This is a genomic window from Streptomyces sp. NPDC054887 (assembly GCF_053610585.1).
Map to the genome: position 1 here is coordinate 105,290 of NZ_JBSGYQ010000009.1, position 16,555 is coordinate 121,844.

Consider the following 16,555-nt stretch of genomic DNA (forward strand, 5'->3'; position numbering starts at 1 on the left):
TCGTTCGGCAGTCCTAGGTCCGAATGGCGATCGTACTGGTCCCCATGCCCGATGGTGGCGCCCGAAGGGCCGGGCATAGCGTGGGCTGCGTGTTCCCTACGACTTCCTCCCGGTCCCCTGCCCCGATCCCCCATGCTGAGGGGGTGAGCAGCGAAGAGTTCCGGGCCGCCATGTCCCGCTTCACGGCGGGCGTGACCCTCGTGACCGCGCACGACCCGGACAGCGGCGCGCGCGGCGAGGACGTCGGCATGACGGCGACGGCCTTCATGTCGGTCTCCCTTGACCCGCCGCTGGTGATGGTGAGCGTACGGAACGGCTCCCGCATGGACGACCTGCTCGCGGAGCAGCCGCTGTGGGCCGTCTCACTCCTGTCGGACAGTCAGCGGCACATCGCCGGGCGCTTCGCCATGAAGGGCCGGCTGAGCGACCACCTGCTGTTCCAGGACGTACCCCACACCCGCGGCACCACCTCCGGCGCCCCGCTGATCGGGGGCGCGCTGGCGGTGGTGGAGTGCCGGACGGAGCAGCGGGTGGAGGCGGGCGACCACACCCTGGTCATCGGCCGCGTACTCGAGGTGTCCCTCCCGAACCCGGACGGCGGCCCACTGGCGTACTTCAGGGGCCGGTACCGGCACCTGTCGTAACGACGGGGCCGCGTGCGTGCACGCGCACCGGGGCGCTCACACAGAAGCCCTCACCCAGAAGCACTCAGAGGCCCTCACCCGGAGGCCCTTACCCAGAGGCCCTCATCCGCAGGCCCTCACCCAGCTCCGCGCGAACGGCCGTCCCGAACCCTCAGTCCCAACCACCCGAACGGCCGCGCTTCGTCTCGCTGCGCGCCTTCTTGTTGCGCAGGCGCCGCTCGTTGATGCCGCGGGGGATCTTCTTCGCCCTGCGCGGCTTGGGCGGCGGGGCCGTCGCCTCGGCGAGCAGGGCCGCCATGCGCACGAGAGCGGTCTCGCGGTTGCGCCACTGGGAACGGTGCTCGGACGACCGTACGGAGATGACGCCGCCCACCAGCCGCGAGGAGAGCCGCTCCAGGGCGCGCTCCTTCCACACAGGAGGCAGCGCCTCCGTCCTCGCCAGGTCGAAGCGCAGTTCGACCTGGGAGTCGGTGGTGTTGACGTGCTGGCCGCCGGGTCCGGAGGACCTGGAGAAACGCCACGTCAGCTCTGCCTCCGGCAGGGAGACAGCACCGCGAATGACATGAGGCCCGGACATGCGTCCAATGATCCCGCGCCGGAGGGCGTTACGTCACGCACTTTTCCCGTGGGGAGTGGAACCCGGCAGCGGCCTGTCGGCGTTAGAGGGGGTGACGGTAGCTTCGGACCTCACGGTCCGACCGGCCCGCACACTTTCAAGGAAGAGGACATCCCGATGGCTGTAAGTCTGTCCAAGGGCGGCAACGTCTCGCTTACGAAGGAGGCCCCTGGCCTGACCGCGGTCACCGTGGGCCTCGGCTGGGACGTCCGCACGACCACCGGTACCGACTTCGACCTCGACGCCTCCGCGATCGCGGTCAACCAGACCGGCAAGGTCTACTCCGACGGACACTTCGTCTTCTTCAACAACAAGGCGACGCCGGACCAGACCATCGTCCACACCGGTGACAACCGCAGTGGCGAGGGCGCGGGCGACGACGAGGCGATCAACGTCAACCTGGCGGCCCTGCCGGCCGACATCGACAAGATCGTCTTCCCGGTCTCCATCTACGACGCGGTGACCCGCAGCCAGAACTTCGGCCAGGTGCGCAACGCGTACATCCGCATCGTCAACCAGGCCGGCGGCGCCGAGATCGCCCGTTACGACCTCAGCGAGGACGCCGCGACCGAGACCGCGATGATCTTCGGCGAGCTCTACCGCAACGGCGCGGAGTGGAAGTTCCGCGCCGTCGGCCAGGGCTACGCGTCGGGCCTCACGGGCATCGCGTCGGACTTCGGCGTAAACGTCTGACGGACCGCCGATCCGATGGCGAGTTGACGGCTGATTGACCGTTGACGGTCGACTGACGGTTGACGGTTGACTGACGGTTGACGGTTGACGGGCGGTTGACGGTGATTCGCGGTTGACGGTGACTGGCGGGTCGACGGTCTGTTGGCCATGAGCAGGGCCCCGGCTGCGGCCGGGGCCCTGCTGCGTTGCACGCAACGGGCCACGGGATCACGTGGGCGGGGGTGGGGGGCGACGGGGGTGGGGTGACGGGCGGCGGGGGAGGTAGCGACCCACGGGCCGTTACGCACACATGGCGAGCCAGACCGATACAGATGTGACTTCTGAGGCCGGTGTGGTGTTCCTACACGCCAAGTGTTGAGTTCGTCCCATCCCGTGCCTCATAGCCGCCTACTTGGCAGGCAGCACGGCCTAATCGTGCGCGGGAACATGGGGACGACTGCCCCCCGAGGGCGCAAGCACCTAAGCGCCCAAAGGCCGGACGATTGGAAGGCCCGACAGTTCGGGTTCGACGGTTCGACGCTTCGAGCGGGCTCGACGGCGGTCGCAGCCGTGCCGGACAAGCCCCGATCCCGGCCCACATGTGACCGCATGTGATGGGCCCGCCCCCATACGCCCAATGGGCGGGTGGGTTCGTTCGTGCCCGCTGGCGCGAGCACGAACGAACCCACCCGTAAGCCCGCCAGCACGCGCCACGTGCCTAACAGGCGGCAGCACCCACCGGAACGTTCTCCCGGGACGAACTCCACACATGGCGTCCCCGCACCGCAGAACTAAGCCCCGAAAGGGACGTACGGGCTGCATGCCGTCACCATCTGCGGGTTTCGTTTCATCGCTCCCTCCCGGCAGGCGGCACCAAGTGCACCCACGGCTCCCCCGACAGACAACACGTGTCGGCGAACTGGCTGACGGACCGGCACCACTAACCCGACGGACAACACCCGCCAGCCGACCGGCTCGACGGGCACGACCCGTGCTACCGGCACCAGGCAACGGGCTGCGCTGCTCAACCGGTCACCGTTCACCGGTCACCGCTCATCGCCCAGGTCGGCCACCCACCACCATGGGACCTCACCTCGGATCGGAAATGCGGTGTCGCACCAGCGGCCGTCGCCGCACCCGCCGAGACAGGGGCCGCACCACCCCAGAACCGGCCGCGCACCCCACCCACACACCCGACAGCCACCAAACCCACACCCGCCACCCTCCCCGCTCCCGTGCCGGGCGTTTTTCTTGGGCCGTCCCCTGTTCAAGCGTCAGCGGTGGGCCGGGGTGGTGGGTCAAGGGTGGAGCGCAGCGAAATCGCCGCAGGCGACGCGACGCAGGAGCGCCCTTGACGCACCACCCCGGCCCACCGACCATCGAGCGCTCAGGACGGCCCGAGAACCACCCCCCAGAAGCGACGAGTGGTTCGCCCTCGCCCCACCCCGCCCCCAACACCCCGCCCCTCAGAAGCTCGGCTCGCGCGTGCGGGACTCTACGAGTTCTGCGGCTTCCTCCTTCGTTTCCACCGACGGCGGGGAGCCCGCCAACGGCCGCTGGGCCGTTTCCTTCATGCAGGCCACCGCGATGACGCCGATGAGCGCCGCCGCCATCGCGTAGTACGCCGGCATGAGGTTGTTGCCGGTGAGGCTGATGAGGCCGGTGATGACCAGGGGGGTCGTGCCGCCGAAGAGGGAGGCGGAGAGGTTGTAGCCGACCGACAGGGAGCCGTACCTGACGTTCGTCGGGAACAGGGCCGGGAGCGCCGCCGACATCGTGCCGAGCAGGCACACCAGGGACAGGCCGAGCATCAGCATGCCCGCCGTGATCGCTGGGATGCTGCCCTGCTTGATGAGGAGGAAGGAGGGGAGCGAGAGGAAGAAGAAGCCGAGCATGCCCGTCATCAGCAGTGGCTTGCGGCCGAAGCGGTCGTTCAGGCGGCCGACCTGGCTGATGACCGCCATCAGGCAGACCATCGTGGCGAGCAGGATCAGCAGACCGTGGGTTTCGCTGTAGCCGAGCTCGTCGGAGAGGTACGTCGGCATGTACGAGAGCAGCATGTAGTCGGTGACGTTGTACGCGCCGACGAGGGCGATGCACAGGATCAGCGTCGGCCAGTACTGCCGGAAGATCTTCGCGAGGTCGCCCTTGGTGGTGCTCTCCACCGTGTCGGCGGCCTCGGACGCGCGGACGTTTCCGTTCTCCAGTTTCTGGAAGGCCGGGGTCTCGTCGAGCCGCAGCCGCAGGTAGAGGCCGACGAGGCCGAGCGGGCCGGCGACCAGGAACGGGATGCGCCAGCCCCACGCCTCCATGGCGTCGGAGCCGAGCCAGGCGGTCAGCGCGGTCACGAGCCCGGCTGCGCCGGTGTAGCCGGCGAGCGTGCCGAATTCGAGGAAGCTGCCGAAGAAACCGCGGCGCTTGTCGGGGGCGTACTCGGCGATGAACGTCGATGCGCCGCCATACTCGCCGCCGGTCGAGAAGCCCTGCACGAGCCGGAAGAGGATCAGGAGGACCGGCGCCCAGAAGCCGATCGTCGCGTACGAGGGGATCAGGCCGATGGCGAAGGTGCCGACGGCCATCAGGATCATCGTCAGCGCGAGGACCTTCTTGCGGCCCAGCCGGTCGCCCATGGGGCCGAACACCATGCCGCCGAGGGGGCGTACCAGGAATGCCACGGCGAAGGTGGCGAAGGAGGAGAGGAGCTGGGCCGTGTCGTTCCCGGAAGGGAAGAAGACGTGGCCGATCGTCACCGCCAGGTAGCTGTAGATGCCGAAGTCGAACCACTCCATGGCGTTGCCGAGCGAGGCCGCCTTGACCGCTCGCTTGACCGCCGCCTCGTCGGTGATCGTGATGTCCGAGCGGCGCAGCGGTGGGTTCTTGCGTCTTCTGGCGGCCCGGAAGAGGGTGTGGTGGCGCTTGAGCGCTGCGGGATCGGCTCCGTGGTCGGGGCCGGGGCCGGTGGCCGCCATGGCAGGTTCCTTTCCTTGGACGCGTTTCCATGTCCAAGTGGAACCTCTGCCTTGTATTTGTAGCTGCAAACCAAGGTCCCTGGTTCCGGGACCTTGGTCACAGTGGCTCGGGGCTGGGGCCCCCGGTTGACCCCCGGACGCCGCCGTACGAAGCCGTACGAGCCGGGGGACGCCGCCCCGCCCGGACGTCTCCGCCGGGTCAGGCGGCCGGGATGTTCAGGTCCTTGATGATCTTCGCTACGTGGCCGGTCGCCTTCACGTTGTAGAGGGCCCGCTCCACCTTGCCGTCCTCGTCCACGACGATCGTGGAGCGGATCACGCCGGTGACCGTCTTGCCGTACAGCTTCTTCTCGCCGAAGGCGCCGTACGCCGTGAGGACCTCCTTGGAGGGGTCGCCGACCAGCGTGACCTTGAGGTCCTCCTTGTCGCGGAACTTCGCGAGCTTCTCCGGCTTGTCCGGGGACACGCCGATGACGTCGTACCCGGCGCCCGCCAGCAGCTCCAGGTTGTCGGTGAAGTCGCACGCCTGCTTGGTGCAGCCGGGGGTGAGGGCGGCGGGGTAGAAGTAGACGATGACCTTGCGGCCCTTGTGGGCGGCGAGGGAGACCTCGGTTCCGTCGGCGTCGGGCAGGGTGAAGTCGGGGGCGGTGTCGCCGGGCTGGAGTCGCTCGCTCATCGGTCTCGGTCTCCTCGTGCGGGGTGGTGCGGGTGGTCGTGCGGATACGGTCCCGAGCGTAATGGGGGTGCCGTGGGGTAGGGGACGGGCCGAACTGACAGACTGTCGATGAAGGACTACCGGATTCGGCCCACGACCACGGAGGCAGCGCAGTGTCGGATGCCAGGACCCCTGCGCAGATCGAGGCGGACATCAAGAGCCGGCGTGACCGGCTGGCGGTCACCCTCGACGAGATCGGGGTGCGGCTGCACCCGAAGACGATCGTCGGCGACGCGAAGGCCAGGGTCGCTTCGACCGTGGACCAGACCGCGGGCCGGGCGTTCGTCGCGGTGAACCGGACGGTGTCCGACGTGAAGGCGCAGTTCGTGGACGAGGACGGCTCGCCGCGTCTGGAGAGGGTCGTTCCGGTGGCGCTGGTGGCTGTGGGGCTCGTGGGGCTGCTGGCCCTGTCCACGCGGCGCAAGCGCGGCTGACGTCGCGGCCGATGGCGGGCGCGGGCGCGGGGACAGGTAGGTTCGGGGCGTGAGCGAGAACACCACGCACGACAAGCTGCCCATCCGGATGCTGCACGACCGGGTGCTGGTCAGGTCGGACAGCCCGGAAGGCGAGCGCCGCTCGGGCGGCGGCATCCTGATCCCGGCGACCGCCGCGGTCGGCAAGCGGCTGGCCTGGGCCGAAGTGGTCGCGGTCGGCCAGAACGTACGGACCGTGGAGCCGGGCGACCGGGTGCTGTACGACCCGGAGGACCGGGCGGAGGTCGAGGTGCGCGGCATCCCGTACGTGCTGATGCGCGAGCGCGATCTGCACGCGGTGGCCTCCGAGCGGGTCTCGGAGGACTCGACCGGCCTGTATCTGTAGCGGTTCGCGGTTGTAGCCCTCTGTAGCGACACAACGGGGGAGGGAAAGGGCCGGTAGGGCCGGTGATCCGGGTCGCCGGTCCTTTTCGCTGCCCTTTGCTATGTTGGGAAGCACCCCGACGAGACGCGCCGTACCGGGTTGTCAACGCAAAGACGACGCATCCCGATGTACCGCTGTTTTCGCGTTTCGTTTCGGAGGTGCCCGTCGTGGCCTGGGTTCTGCTTGTCGTCGCCGGTCTGCTCGAGGTCGGCTGGTCGATCGGGATGAAGTACACCGACGGTTTCACGAGGCTGTGGCCCAGTGTGTTCACGGGCGCGGGGATCGTCGCGAGCATGCTGCTGCTGTCGCAGGCCGCCAAGACGCTGCCGATCGGTACGGCGTACGGCGTGTGGGTGGGCATCGGCGCGGCCGGTGCGGCGGTGCTCGGCATGGTGGTGCTCGGTGAGCCGGCCACCGCCGCCCGGATCTTCTTCGTGTGTCTGCTGCTGGTCGCCGTGGTGGGGTTGAAGGCGACCTCGGGGCATTAGGCGTCGCCCGGTGGCGGCGTCAGGTCCGGCCGCGTGAGCCGTTCAGCAGGCCGTCGCCGGGCGGGGCGGTGGTCCCGCCGGTGTCGGCGCCGCCGTCGGTGCCTCCGGTGTCCGTCGCTCCGCCGTCCGTCGTTCCGCCGGTGCCGCCGTCGGTTCCGCCGGTGCCGTCCGTGCCGCCGGTGTCGGTCGTGCCGCCCGTGTCGGTGGGTCCGCCGTCCGTGCCGCCGGTTTCGGTGGGGCCGCCGTCCGTGCCGGGGGTTCCGGTGGTGCCTCCGGTGTCGGTGGTGCCGCCGGTGTCCTGGCCGCCGGTCGTGGGGCCGCCCGTCGGGCCGTCCGGGGTCTCGTCGGCCGGCGGCTCGGGGGACTGCTCGGGCTCGCCGGTCCCCGGCTGCTCGGACGACGGCGGGGCCGACTCCTCCGACCCGGCCGCGGTCTCCAGGTCGAACTCCTGCACCGGCTTGCCCTCCAGTGCCGCGGCCGTGAACTGGCCCCAGATCTGGGCGGGCGCGCCGCCGCCGTTGACGCGCTGCTGTCCCAGCGCCCCGTACAGCGGCTTCTGTTCGCCGGTCTCCGGGTCCTGGCCCATCACCGCGACGACCGTCGCCAGGTCGGGTGTGTAGCCCGCGAACCAGGCGGCCTTGTCCTCCTCGGCGGTGCCGGTCTTGCCCGCGGCGGGGCGGCCGGCGGACTGCGCCGCCGTGCCCGTGCCGCCGTCGACGACGCTGCGCAGGATCGAGGTCGTGGTGTCCGCGGCCTCGCGGGAGACGCCCTGCCCCGAGTCCGGGCCGGAGCCCGCTCCGGCGTCCGACGGGGGCAGGGTGATGTTCTGGCCGTTCTTGGTGATCTTGTCGACGATGGTGTACGTGCCGTGCCGGCCGTGGTTGGCGAGCGTCGCGTACGCCTCCGTCATGTCGAGGACGCTGGCGGTGGCGACGCCGAGCGCGATGGACGGGTACGCGTCGAGGCTCGGGGTGTTCTCGGGGATGCCGAGGGCGACGGCGGTGGCCTTGACCTTGGCGGGGCCGACGTCCTGCGCCATCTGCGCGTACACGGAGTTGATGGACTTGTCGGTGGCCGTGCGGACGGTCACCGGTCCGTACGAGTGCTGGTCCTCGTTCTCCGGGGCGTAGCCCGTCGGGCCGTTGGGGCCTTCCACCGTGCGCTTGTTGGTGCCGTCGTAGACGGTGTTCGGGGTGATCTGGACGCCGTCCTGGGTGGCGGATCCGTTCTCGACGGCGGACGTGAAGACGAACGGCTTGAAGGTGGAGCCGACCTGGTAGTCGCGGCGCGTCGCGTTGTTGACGTACTGCTTCGTGTAGTCGATGCCGCCGTACATGGCGACGACCTTGCCGCTCGCCGGGTCGATCGAGGCGCCGCCGACGCGTACGTTGCGGTCGGCCTTGCGGTCCTTGCTCGTCTGTGACATCACCTTGTCGTCGACGGCCTCGGCGAAGGCGTCCTGCTTGGACTTCTCCAGGGTCGTGGTGATGCGGTAGCCGCCGGTGGCCAGCGTGTCCTCGTCGATGATGTCGTTCTTGGTCAGGTAGTCCTCGACGGCCTGCACGATGTAGCCGCGCTGCCCGGAGAGCCCGGAGGCGGGCTTCGCCTCGTGCGGCACGGGGAACTTCACGGCGGCGCGGTCGGCGGCGCTCAGCCAGTTCTCCTTCACCATGCCGTCGAGTACGTAGTTCCAGCGGCCCTGGGCCGCCGCCTTGTTCTCGGGGTGCGTGGTGATGTCGTACGCGCTGGGGGCGTTGAGGAGCGAGGCGAGGTAGGCGCCCTCGGCGGTGGTGACCTCGTCGATGTCCTTGCCGTAGTACGCCTGGGCCGCGGCCTGGATGCCGTAGGCGTTGCGCCCGAAGTAGCTGGTGTTCAGGTACCCCTCGAAGATGTCGTTCTTGCTCTCCTCCCGATCGAGTTTGATCGAGATGAAGAACTCCTTCACCTTTCGGGTGACGGTCTGTTCCTGCGCGAGGTAGTAGTTCTTGACGTACTGCTGCGTGATCGTCGAACCGGACTGCTTGCCCTTGCCGGTGAGGGTGTTCCAGCCGGCGCGGACCATGGCCTGCGGGTCGACGGCGCGCTCGGAGTAGTAGTCCCGGTCCTCGGCGGCCAGCACGGCGTGCTGGACGGTCTTGGGGACCTGGGAGAGCTTGACGTTCTCGCGGTTGACCTCGCCGTCGCGGGCGAGCTGCGAGCCGTCGGCGTAGAGGTAGACGTTGCTCTGGGAGGTGGCCGCGCTGTTGGCGGGCGGGATCTTGACCAGCGTGTAGCCGGCGAAGAAGGCGCCCATCAGCAGCAGGGCCAGCAGCAGGAACGTACCGAGCAGCATGCGCCAGGTGGGGATCAGCCGGCGCAGGCCGGTGCGCCGGGGCCGGATCTTCTTGCCGTTCTCGTCACGCTTGCCGTTCTTGTTCTTCTTGGCCTGCGTCCCCCCGGTGACCGTGGGGTCCGAGGGGTCCCGGGGCGCCCACCCCTGGGGCTGCTGTGGCTCGTCGCTCATGCTGGTGAAGACTCCCTGGGCGCGGCCAGAGGTTCACTCTCCGGCATAACGGTGTCGTATCGGGCGATTCGGCTGTACGCCCATAGTGCACGCACCCGGGGGCCGGTCCTCGAAGCGCGGGACCGAAATGCCTGCGGCGGCTTACCCCATTGGGCTAGGGTCGGGCGTTTTGGGAGCGGAGCGAGTCCAGGGGGCCGGGGTGCGGGTGTACGCGGTGGTCGCGGCCGGTGGTTTCCGGCGTCACGCCACTTACCGGGTGGCCACGGCGGCCGGGGTCTTCACCAACACCGTCTTCGGCTTCATCGTCGCGTACACCTTCACGGCCCTGTGGGACGAGCGCCCGCAGCTCGGCGGGTACGACCTGTCGCAGGCCCTCACCTATGTGTGGCTCGGGCAGGCGCTGCTGATGACGGCCGCCATGATGGGCGGCGGCTTCGAGACCGAGCTGATGGAGCGCATCCGCACCGGCGACATCGCGATCGACCTCTACCGCCCCGCCGACCTCCAGCTCTTCTGGCTGGCGAGTGATCTGGGACGGGCCGCCTTCCACCTCCTGGGGCGCGGCGTCGTCCCCATGGCGCTCGGCGCGCTCGCCTTCGAGCTGGCGCTGCCCGCCGACCCGTTCGTGTGGGCCGCCTTCCTCGCCGCCGTCACGCTCGGCGTCGTCGTCAGCTTCGCGATCCGCTTCCTGGTGGCGCTGTCCGCGTTCTGGCTGCTCGACGGCGCGGGCGTCGCGCAGATCACCTGGCTCGTCGGCCTCTTCTTCTCCGGGATGGTGCTGCCGCTCACCCTCTTCCCCGGCGGCCTCGGCGCGCTCGCCCGGGTGCTGCCGTGGTCCGCGCTGCTCCAGATCCCGGCCGACGTCCTCCTCGGCAAGCACACGGGCTGGGGCCTGGTCCGCGCGTACGCCTTCCAGATCGGCTGGGCGGCGGCGCTGCTGACGGCCGGGCGGCTGCTCCAGTCCGTCGCGACGCGCAGGGTGGTGGTGCAGGGTGGCTGAGGCCACGGAGATCACGACGGCCGGCCGGGCGGGCGGGCCGGGCAGGGCGCTCGGGCCCGTCGGGCAGCTGCGGGCCGGGGTGCGGGCGTACCGGATGATCGCGGCCATGTGGATCCGGTCGACGATGGCGTACCGGGCGTCCTTCGCGATGGCGGCCCTGGGCAACTTCGCGGCGACCGGCCTCGACTTCGTCGGCATCCTGCTGATGTTCGCCCACGTCGACGCACTCGGCGGCTACACCCTGCCCGAGGTGGCCTTCCTGTACGGGACGGCGGGCGCGGCCTTCGGCCTGGCCGACCTGGTGATGGGCTCGATGGACCGGCTGGGCCGCCGGGTGCGCGACGGCACGCTGGACACCCTGCTCGTACGCCCCGTCCCGGTCCTCGCGCAGATCGCCGCCGACCGCTTCGCGCTGCGCAGGCTCGGCCGGATCACGCAGGGCCTGCTGGTGCTCGGGTACGCGCTGGTGGTGCTGGACATCGCGTGGACGCCGCTGAAGGTGCTCATGGTGCCGGTGATGATCCTCAGCGGCGCGGTGATCTTCGCGTCGGTGTTCGTGGCCGGGGCGGCGTTCCAGTTCTGGGCGCAGGACGCGTCGGAGGTGCAGAACTCCTTCACGTACGGCGGCACCACCCTTCTCCAGTACCCGCCGACGGTCTTCGCGAAGGACCTCGTGCGCGGGGTGACGTTCGTGCTGCCGCTGGCCTTCGTCAACTGGCTGCCGGCGCTGTACGTGCTGGACCTGCCGTACCCCCTGGACGTGCCGTCCTGGCTCGCGTTCCTGCCGCCGCTGGTGGCGGGGGTGTGCTGCGCGCTGGCCGGGGCGGCGTGGCGGGTGGGCCTTCGTTCGTATCGCAGCACGGGGAGCTGATGCCGGATGGACCGTGACTTCATCGAGCTGGACGGGGTCGAGAAGGTCTTCGACGTACGCAGGAAGACGGGCCGGCTGCGGCGCGAGAAGACGCGGGTGCGGGCGGTCGACGGGATCAGTTTCACCGTGCCGCGCGGCGAGATGGTCGGCTACATCGGCCCGAACGGCGCGGGCAAGTCCACCACCATCAAGATGCTGACCGGCATCCTCACGCCGAGCGGCGGGCGGGTGCGGGTCGCGGGCATCGACCCGGCGCGGGAGCGGACGCGGCTGGCGCGGCACATCGGGGTGGTGTTCGGGCAGCGGACGACCCTGTGGTGGGACCTGCCGCTGCGCGACTCGTACCGGCTGATGCACCGGATGTACCGGATCCCGGACGACCGCTTCGCGGTGAACATGGCCCGCTGCGTCGAACAGCTCGACCTGGGCGAGCTGCTGGACGTGCCGGTACGGCAGCTCTCACTGGGCCAGCGCATGCGCGGCGACATCGCCGCCGCGCTGCTGCACGATCCCGAGGTGCTCTATCTCGACGAGCCGACGATCGGGCTCGACGTGATCTCCAAGGCGAAGGTGCGCGACTTCCTGCGGGACCTGAACGCGGAGCGCGGCACGACGGTCCTGCTGACGACGCACGATCTGACCGACATCGAGCAGTTGTGCAAGCGCGTGATGGTGATCGACCACGGGCGGCTGGTCTACGACGGCGCCCTGTCCGGGCTGCACGAGGTGGGCGAGAGCGAGCGGACGCTGGTGGTCGACCTGGAACGCGAGCTGCCGCCGGTGGAGGTGGCGGGGGCGCGGGTGACGAAGGTGGAGGGGCCGCGGCAGTGGCTGGCGTTCCCGGCGTCGGTTTCGGCGGCGCCACTGGTGGCGGCGGTCGCGCAGCGGTATCCGCTGGTCGACCTGTCGGTGCGGGAGCCGGACATCGAAACCGTGATCGCGAAGATGTACGCGGACCGGCGGGACGTGTGAGAGGGCGGTCGTGTGGCTCTGGGCGGCCCCGCGGACGGGGCGGGCCGAGCGCCGTGCGTACAACCCTGGGACACCGGCGGCCGGTTGACTAGTGTGGACGCATGACCAGTGGACTACCGGAAATGCGTGCCTCCGACGCCGAGCGCGAGAGGGTCGCCGAGGTGCTGCGCGAGGCGGTCGCCGAGGGGCGGCTGGACATGGAGGAGTTCGACCAGCGCCTGGACGCCGTCTACCGGGCCCGTACGCACGGCGAGCTGGAGCCGCTGGTGCGCGACCTGCCCGTGCCCGGCACCGGTGACGCCGTCGTGCCGAGCGCCGTCGCCTCGTCCGGTACGGCGGTCTCCTGGGCGGGGCGGATCGGCGGCCCGGCCACGTCGAGGGGCGGGTTCGCCTTCTGGGGCGGCTTCGGCCGCAAGGGCACCTGGACGGTGGGCCGCAGGTTCACGGGGTTCGCCATGATGGGCGGCGGCGAGATCGACCTCCGGGAGGCGCGCTTCGAGGAGCGCGACACCGTGATCCGCTGCTTCACGATCATGGGCGGCATCGCGGTCACGGTGCCGCCCGGCCTGGACGTGAACGTCAAGGGGGTCGGCTTCATGGGCGGCTTCGGCGATCTGACCACGCAGTCGACGGAGCCGGTGGCGCCGGACTCGCCGCGCGTGACGATCACCGGCTTCGCGCTGATGGGCGGGGTCGGCGTCGAGCGCAAGATCACCCGCGCGGAGAAGCAGCGCCTCAAGGAGGCACGCAAGCGGGAGAAGCTGGCGAGGAAGGCGGAGTCGGGGGACGGGGACGGGGCCGGTCGCAAGTCCGGGTCCGGTTCCGGCCGCAAGTCCGGTTCCGGTTCCGGTTCCTCGTCCCGGTCGTGGCCGGACTCCTCGTCGGGGTCCGACCCCGGCTCCGATCCCTGGTCCGGTTCCAGCTCCGACTGACCGCGAGGGGCTGGACCTCCGCCCGGCCCGTGCTCAGACGCCTGCGGAGTCCGTGCTCCTGTTCAGGCTCGCGAGGTCGAACGCCGTGCCCATGCGCCGGTAGCCCTCGTCGCTCGGGTGCAGGTGGTCGCCCGAGTCGTACGCCGGCAGCAGCCGGTCCGGGGTGTACGGGTCGCGCAGCGCCGCGTCGAAGTCCACCACCGCGTCGAAGATCCCGCGCGTACGGATGGCCTCGTTCACGTCGTCCCGTACCGCTTCCAGCCGCGCGTTGTGCACGCGCGTCCCCTCGAAAGGCATGATCGTCGAGCCGACGACGCGCAGGCCGCGCGCCCGCGCCCGCTGCGCGAGCTGTTCCAGTCCGGCCGTGATGCGCGCCGCCCGGAGCTCGTGGGGCGGCCGCAGGATGTCGTTGATGCCGAGGACGACGACGACCGCCTTCACGCCGGAGCGGGAGAGCACGTCACGGTCCAGGCGGGCGAGACCGCTCGGGCCCGTGCCGTCGCTCAGCAGCCGGTTCCCGCTGATGCCGGCGTTGAGGACGCCGTAGCGCCCGTCGAGGCGGTCGGCGAGGACGTCCGTCCAGCGGCGGTTCGCGCCGGCCGTGGACGTGACGCCGTCGGTGATCGAGTCGCCGATGACGACGACGGCGCCCTGTGCCCGGCCGTTCAGCACGTCGACGGCCGTGAGGTAGCGCCAGTACGGCGTCTGCCCGGTGTAGGCGGTCCCCAGCAGGTCCTCGGTGCGGTCCCCCTGGGCGACGTACGACGTCTGGCGGGCGCGCGGATGGTGCGTCACCGGGCCGCTCGGCGTGGGGGAGTAGGTGGTGACCAGCAGGTCACCGTCGTACGGCACCGTCAGCAGGGCGGGGTCGCTGACGGCCTGTCCGCCGGGCGGGATCACGACCGAGGGGGACCCGCCGAACAGCAGACGGCGCATCGTGCCGTTCGCGGCGGTCGGCGCGCCCGGGGTGGCGGCGACGGCGACCGAGGCGTGCGTGATGCGCAGCGGCTGTACGCCGAAGAGGTTGGAGAGGGTGATGCGGGCACTCGTGCCGCCGATGCTGGTGTGCACGACGTTACGAATCGAACGCCCGGGGAAACCGTGCTCCGTACCGGGTTCCGCGAACGCGGGCGCGGAGGACCAGGTGCCGATCCAGGAGGCGGAGGTGGCGGGCGCCGCGGAGCGGAGCGGCGTACGGGGACGGGCCTGTGTGTCGTCGTCAGGGCCGTGACCGCCGAGCGTCGCTCCGGCGAATATGGCCCCCGAAATGAGGACAACCACCGCGGCGAGCGCGGCGAGCAAGGCATAACCGTTGCGCTTGGTCATGCTCGGTGTATCTCCTCGGGCGCAGGGAGCCCGAGGCTCCGTTCGAACTCACTCCATGATGCGCCATTGCACCCCCTGGATAGACGTCGGGAACTCCTCATGCGTTCCACGAGTAGGTCAGGTAGGGAAAATCAGGTACGAGACGGTGCGTACGAGGCGGACGGTGGAGCGGATGGATCGCACGACGACGGGAACTGACGACATGTCCGACCAGGAGGTTTCCGGCTCCCCGGCCGCCCCTCGCCAGCCCTTCGCGTACAGCGCGGACGACGAGGAGAAGCGCCGGGGAGTACGCCGCATGAAGGCGACGGCCACCGGGCTGCTGCTCCTGGTCGCTGTGATTTATGTCCTGGCCACCTGGGCCGAGCGGTCGGGTGTCGACGGCTGGCCGGCGTACGTCGCGGCGGCGGCCGAGGCGGGCATGGTGGGCGCGCTGGCGGACTGGTTCGCCGTGACGGCCCTCTTCAAACGCCCGATGGGGCTGCCCATCCCGCACACCGCGATCATCCCGACGAAGAAGGACCAGCTCGGCACGACGCTCGGGTCGTTCGTGGGGGAGAACTTCCTCTCCGAGGACGTCGTACGCACCCGCCTGCGGGCCATCGGCGTCGGTTCGCGGGTCGGGGCCTGGCTCGGCGAGCCGGACCACGCCGACCGGGTGACGGACGAACTGTCCACGGCCCTGCGCGGCGCGCTGACCGTCCTGCGCGACTCGGACGTCCAGGCGGTAGTCGGCGAGGCGATCACCCGGCGGGCGGACGCCGCGGAGGTCGCTCCGGGGATCGGCAAGGCGCTGGAGAACATCGTCTCGGACGGCGCGCACGACCGCGCCGTCGACCTCGTCTGCACGCGCGCCTACGCCTGGCTGGTGCTGCACGGGGACTCCGTGATGGAGGCGGTCGAGGGCGGAGCGCCCGGCTGGACGCCGCGCTTCGTGGACCGGAAGGTCGGCGACCGCGTCTACAAGGAACTGCTGCGCTTCATCTCGGAGATGCGCGACCAGCCCGACCATCCGGCGCGCGGCGCGATCGACCGCTTCCTGACGGACTTCGCCTCCGACCTCCAGTCCGACGCGGACACGCGGGCGCGGGTGGAGCGGCTGAAGTCGGAGATCCTGGGGCGGGGCGAGGTGCAGGACGTCATCGCCTCGGCGTGGGCGTCCGTACGCACCATGATCATCTCGGCGGCCGAGGACGAGCAGAGCGAACTGCGCCTGCGGGTGCGGTCCTCGCTGCTCTCCCTGGGCCGGCGGCTGGCGACGGACGGACGGCTCCAGGGGAAGCTGGACGGGTGGCTGGAGGACGCGGCGGTGTACGTCGTGACGACGTACCGCGACGAGATCACCTCGCTGATCAGCGACACGGTGGCGGGCTGGGACGCGGAGCACACGTCGAAGAAGATCGAGGCGCACATCGGCCGTGACCTCCAGTTCATCAGGATCAACGGCACGGTGGTGGGCGCGCTGGCGGGCCTGCTGATCTACACCGTGTCGCACGCGGTGGGCGGCTGAACGCGGGGCCGCCGTATCGCCGATCCCGTGCGCGGGGCGGGGGTCACCGGCCGGCGGGCGGTTGAACGCGCGTCCGCCGTCACGCCGATCACGTGCGCCGGGCGCGGAACCACCGGTCGGTGGGGCCGCGCCCGGCTGTGGGGGACTTGCCCAGTAGTACGGACGGCGGGGGCGGGGCGTTCAACGGTGGCGGCGACCGTCGCGCGTCTCGCGCATTCCAACGCATCTCGGGGGTCCGGGCGGCAGTACATCACCGGCACCGCACTCGCGGGTGACGCAGGCACGAACGCATGAGGTCGCGCAACGGACCAGAATCGGACAGGCGTGTCCGGCGTACGAACAGGAGGGATCGCGGCATAACGCCGCGCCGCGTGACCCACTCCGCCGGAACCGGCGCGGCGGACCGGCCCTCGGGGAGGCGCCCCGAGGAGGCGCGCGGCGGACCGGTGCGGGGCGGCGGCGGGCCAATGTGACGCCGG

General features: G+C 70.5%; 15 protein-coding genes and 1 riboswitch. Of the genes, 10 read left to right on the forward strand and 5 right to left on the reverse strand.

Annotation, left to right across the window (positions count from 1 at the left end; genetic code table 11):
• The first annotated feature begins 89 nt into the window (after positions 1-89).
• A complete protein-coding gene (locus ACWGH0_RS07610; protein WP_453403223.1) occupies positions 90-644 on the forward strand; it encodes a flavin reductase family protein in 555 nt (184 codons plus the stop codon).
• A gap of 151 nt (positions 645-795) precedes the next feature.
• Here ACWGH0_RS07610 and arfB read toward each other — a convergent pair whose 3' ends face one another.
• A complete protein-coding gene (gene arfB / locus ACWGH0_RS07615; protein WP_453403224.1) occupies positions 796-1,221 on the reverse strand; it encodes an alternative ribosome rescue aminoacyl-tRNA hydrolase ArfB in 426 nt (141 codons plus the stop codon).
• A 156-nt stretch (positions 1,222-1,377) separates the two neighbouring features.
• Between arfB and ACWGH0_RS07620 the strand changes: the two genes are divergently transcribed.
• Positions 1,378-1,953, forward strand: a complete 576-nt coding sequence (locus tag ACWGH0_RS07620) for a TerD family protein (protein ID WP_453403225.1) — start codon at positions 1,378-1,380, stop codon at positions 1,951-1,953.
• Positions 1,954-3,398: 1,445 nt separating this feature from the next.
• Here ACWGH0_RS07620 and proP read toward each other — a convergent pair.
• Positions 3,399-4,901 (reverse strand): glycine betaine/L-proline transporter ProP, encoded by a 1,503-nt coding sequence (gene proP / locus ACWGH0_RS07625; protein WP_453403226.1) that lies wholly within the window; start codon positions 4,899-4,901, stop codon positions 3,399-3,401.
• Between the two features lie 199 nt (positions 4,902-5,100).
• Complete coding sequence (bcp, locus tag ACWGH0_RS07630) at positions 5,101-5,577, reverse strand: thioredoxin-dependent thiol peroxidase (RefSeq protein WP_453403227.1); 477 nt, start codon at positions 5,575-5,577, stop codon at positions 5,101-5,103.
• Positions 5,578-5,729: 152 nt separating this feature from the next.
• Here bcp and ACWGH0_RS07635 point away from each other — a divergent pair, with 152 nt between their 5' ends.
• The 3 genes from ACWGH0_RS07635 (at position 5,730) to ACWGH0_RS07645 (ending at position 6,962) form a co-directional block, all read left to right on the forward strand.
• Positions 5,730-6,050, forward strand: coding sequence for a DUF3618 domain-containing protein (locus ACWGH0_RS07635; RefSeq protein ID WP_453403228.1), 321 nt, complete (start codon positions 5,730-5,732; stop codon positions 6,048-6,050).
• A 49-nt stretch (positions 6,051-6,099) separates the two neighbouring features.
• Positions 6,100-6,435, forward strand: coding sequence for a GroES family chaperonin (locus tag ACWGH0_RS07640; RefSeq protein WP_028811655.1), 336 nt, complete (start codon positions 6,100-6,102; stop codon positions 6,433-6,435).
• A 92-nt stretch (positions 6,436-6,527) separates the two neighbouring features.
• A riboswitch (guanidine-III (ykkC-III) riboswitch) is annotated at positions 6,528-6,597 on the forward strand.
• A 44-nt stretch (positions 6,598-6,641) separates the two neighbouring features.
• A complete protein-coding gene (locus ACWGH0_RS07645; RefSeq protein ID WP_015033851.1) occupies positions 6,642-6,962 on the forward strand; it encodes a DMT family transporter in 321 nt (106 codons plus the stop codon).
• Between the two features lie 19 nt (positions 6,963-6,981).
• Here the strand turns inward: ACWGH0_RS07645 and ACWGH0_RS07650 are convergent, their stop codons facing one another.
• Positions 6,982-9,465 (reverse strand): transglycosylase domain-containing protein, encoded by a 2,484-nt coding sequence (locus ACWGH0_RS07650; RefSeq protein WP_453403229.1) that lies wholly within the window; start codon positions 9,463-9,465, stop codon positions 6,982-6,984.
• Between the two features lie 199 nt (positions 9,466-9,664).
• Here ACWGH0_RS07650 and ACWGH0_RS07655 point away from each other — a divergent pair, with 199 nt between their 5' ends.
• From ACWGH0_RS07655 to ACWGH0_RS07670, 4 genes are all read left to right on the forward strand, one after another.
• Complete coding sequence (locus ACWGH0_RS07655) at positions 9,665-10,465, forward strand: ABC transporter permease (protein ID WP_453403267.1); 801 nt, start codon at positions 9,665-9,667, stop codon at positions 10,463-10,465.
• 10 nt (positions 10,466-10,475) lie between these two features.
• Positions 10,476-11,336 (forward strand): ABC transporter permease, encoded by an 861-nt coding sequence (locus tag ACWGH0_RS07660; protein WP_453403268.1) that lies wholly within the window; start codon positions 10,476-10,478, stop codon positions 11,334-11,336.
• A gap of 6 nt (positions 11,337-11,342) precedes the next feature.
• Complete coding sequence (locus ACWGH0_RS07665; RefSeq protein ID WP_453403230.1) at positions 11,343-12,308, forward strand: ABC transporter ATP-binding protein; 966 nt, start codon at positions 11,343-11,345, stop codon at positions 12,306-12,308.
• Between the two features lie 101 nt (positions 12,309-12,409).
• On the forward strand, positions 12,410-13,240 hold the full coding sequence (locus ACWGH0_RS07670; protein ID WP_453403231.1) for a DUF1707 SHOCT-like domain-containing protein: 831 nt from the start codon (positions 12,410-12,412) through the stop codon (positions 13,238-13,240).
• Between the two features lie 33 nt (positions 13,241-13,273).
• Here ACWGH0_RS07670 and ACWGH0_RS07675 read toward each other — a convergent pair whose 3' ends face one another.
• Complete coding sequence (locus tag ACWGH0_RS07675; RefSeq protein ID WP_453403232.1) at positions 13,274-14,566, reverse strand: SGNH/GDSL hydrolase family protein; 1,293 nt, start codon at positions 14,564-14,566, stop codon at positions 13,274-13,276.
• 202 nt (positions 14,567-14,768) lie between these two features.
• On the opposite strand from ACWGH0_RS07675, the gene ACWGH0_RS07680 reads away from it, so the two are divergent.
• Positions 14,769-16,076, forward strand: a complete 1,308-nt coding sequence (locus tag ACWGH0_RS07680; protein ID WP_453403269.1) for a DUF445 domain-containing protein — start codon at positions 14,769-14,771, stop codon at positions 16,074-16,076.
• Positions 16,077-16,555: the final 479 nt, after the last annotated feature.

Bases quoted from the DNA above. Each gene is read 5' to 3' on its own strand.
- arfB (WP_453403224.1), bottom strand. From the start codon at position 1,221: ATGTCCGGGCCTCATGTCATTCGCGGTGCTGTCTCCCTGCCGGAGGCA.
- ACWGH0_RS07620 (WP_453403225.1), top strand. From the start codon at position 1,378: ATGGCTGTAAGTCTGTCCAAGGGCGGCAACGTCTCGCTTACGAAGGAG.
- proP (WP_453403226.1), bottom strand. From the start codon at position 4,901: ATGGCGGCCACCGGCCCCGGCCCCGACCACGGAGCCGATCCCGCAGCG.
- bcp (WP_453403227.1), bottom strand. From the start codon at position 5,577: ATGAGCGAGCGACTCCAGCCCGGCGACACCGCCCCCGACTTCACCCTG.
- ACWGH0_RS07650 (WP_453403229.1), bottom strand. From the start codon at position 9,465: ATGAGCGACGAGCCACAGCAGCCCCAGGGGTGGGCGCCCCGGGACCCC.
- ACWGH0_RS07665 (WP_453403230.1), top strand. From the start codon at position 11,343: ATGGACCGTGACTTCATCGAGCTGGACGGGGTCGAGAAGGTCTTCGAC.
- ACWGH0_RS07670 (WP_453403231.1), top strand. From the start codon at position 12,410: ATGACCAGTGGACTACCGGAAATGCGTGCCTCCGACGCCGAGCGCGAG.
- ACWGH0_RS07675 (WP_453403232.1), bottom strand. From the start codon at position 14,566: ATGACCAAGCGCAACGGTTATGCCTTGCTCGCCGCGCTCGCCGCGGTG.
- ACWGH0_RS07680 (WP_453403269.1), top strand. From the start codon at position 14,769: ATGTCCGACCAGGAGGTTTCCGGCTCCCCGGCCGCCCCTCGCCAGCCC.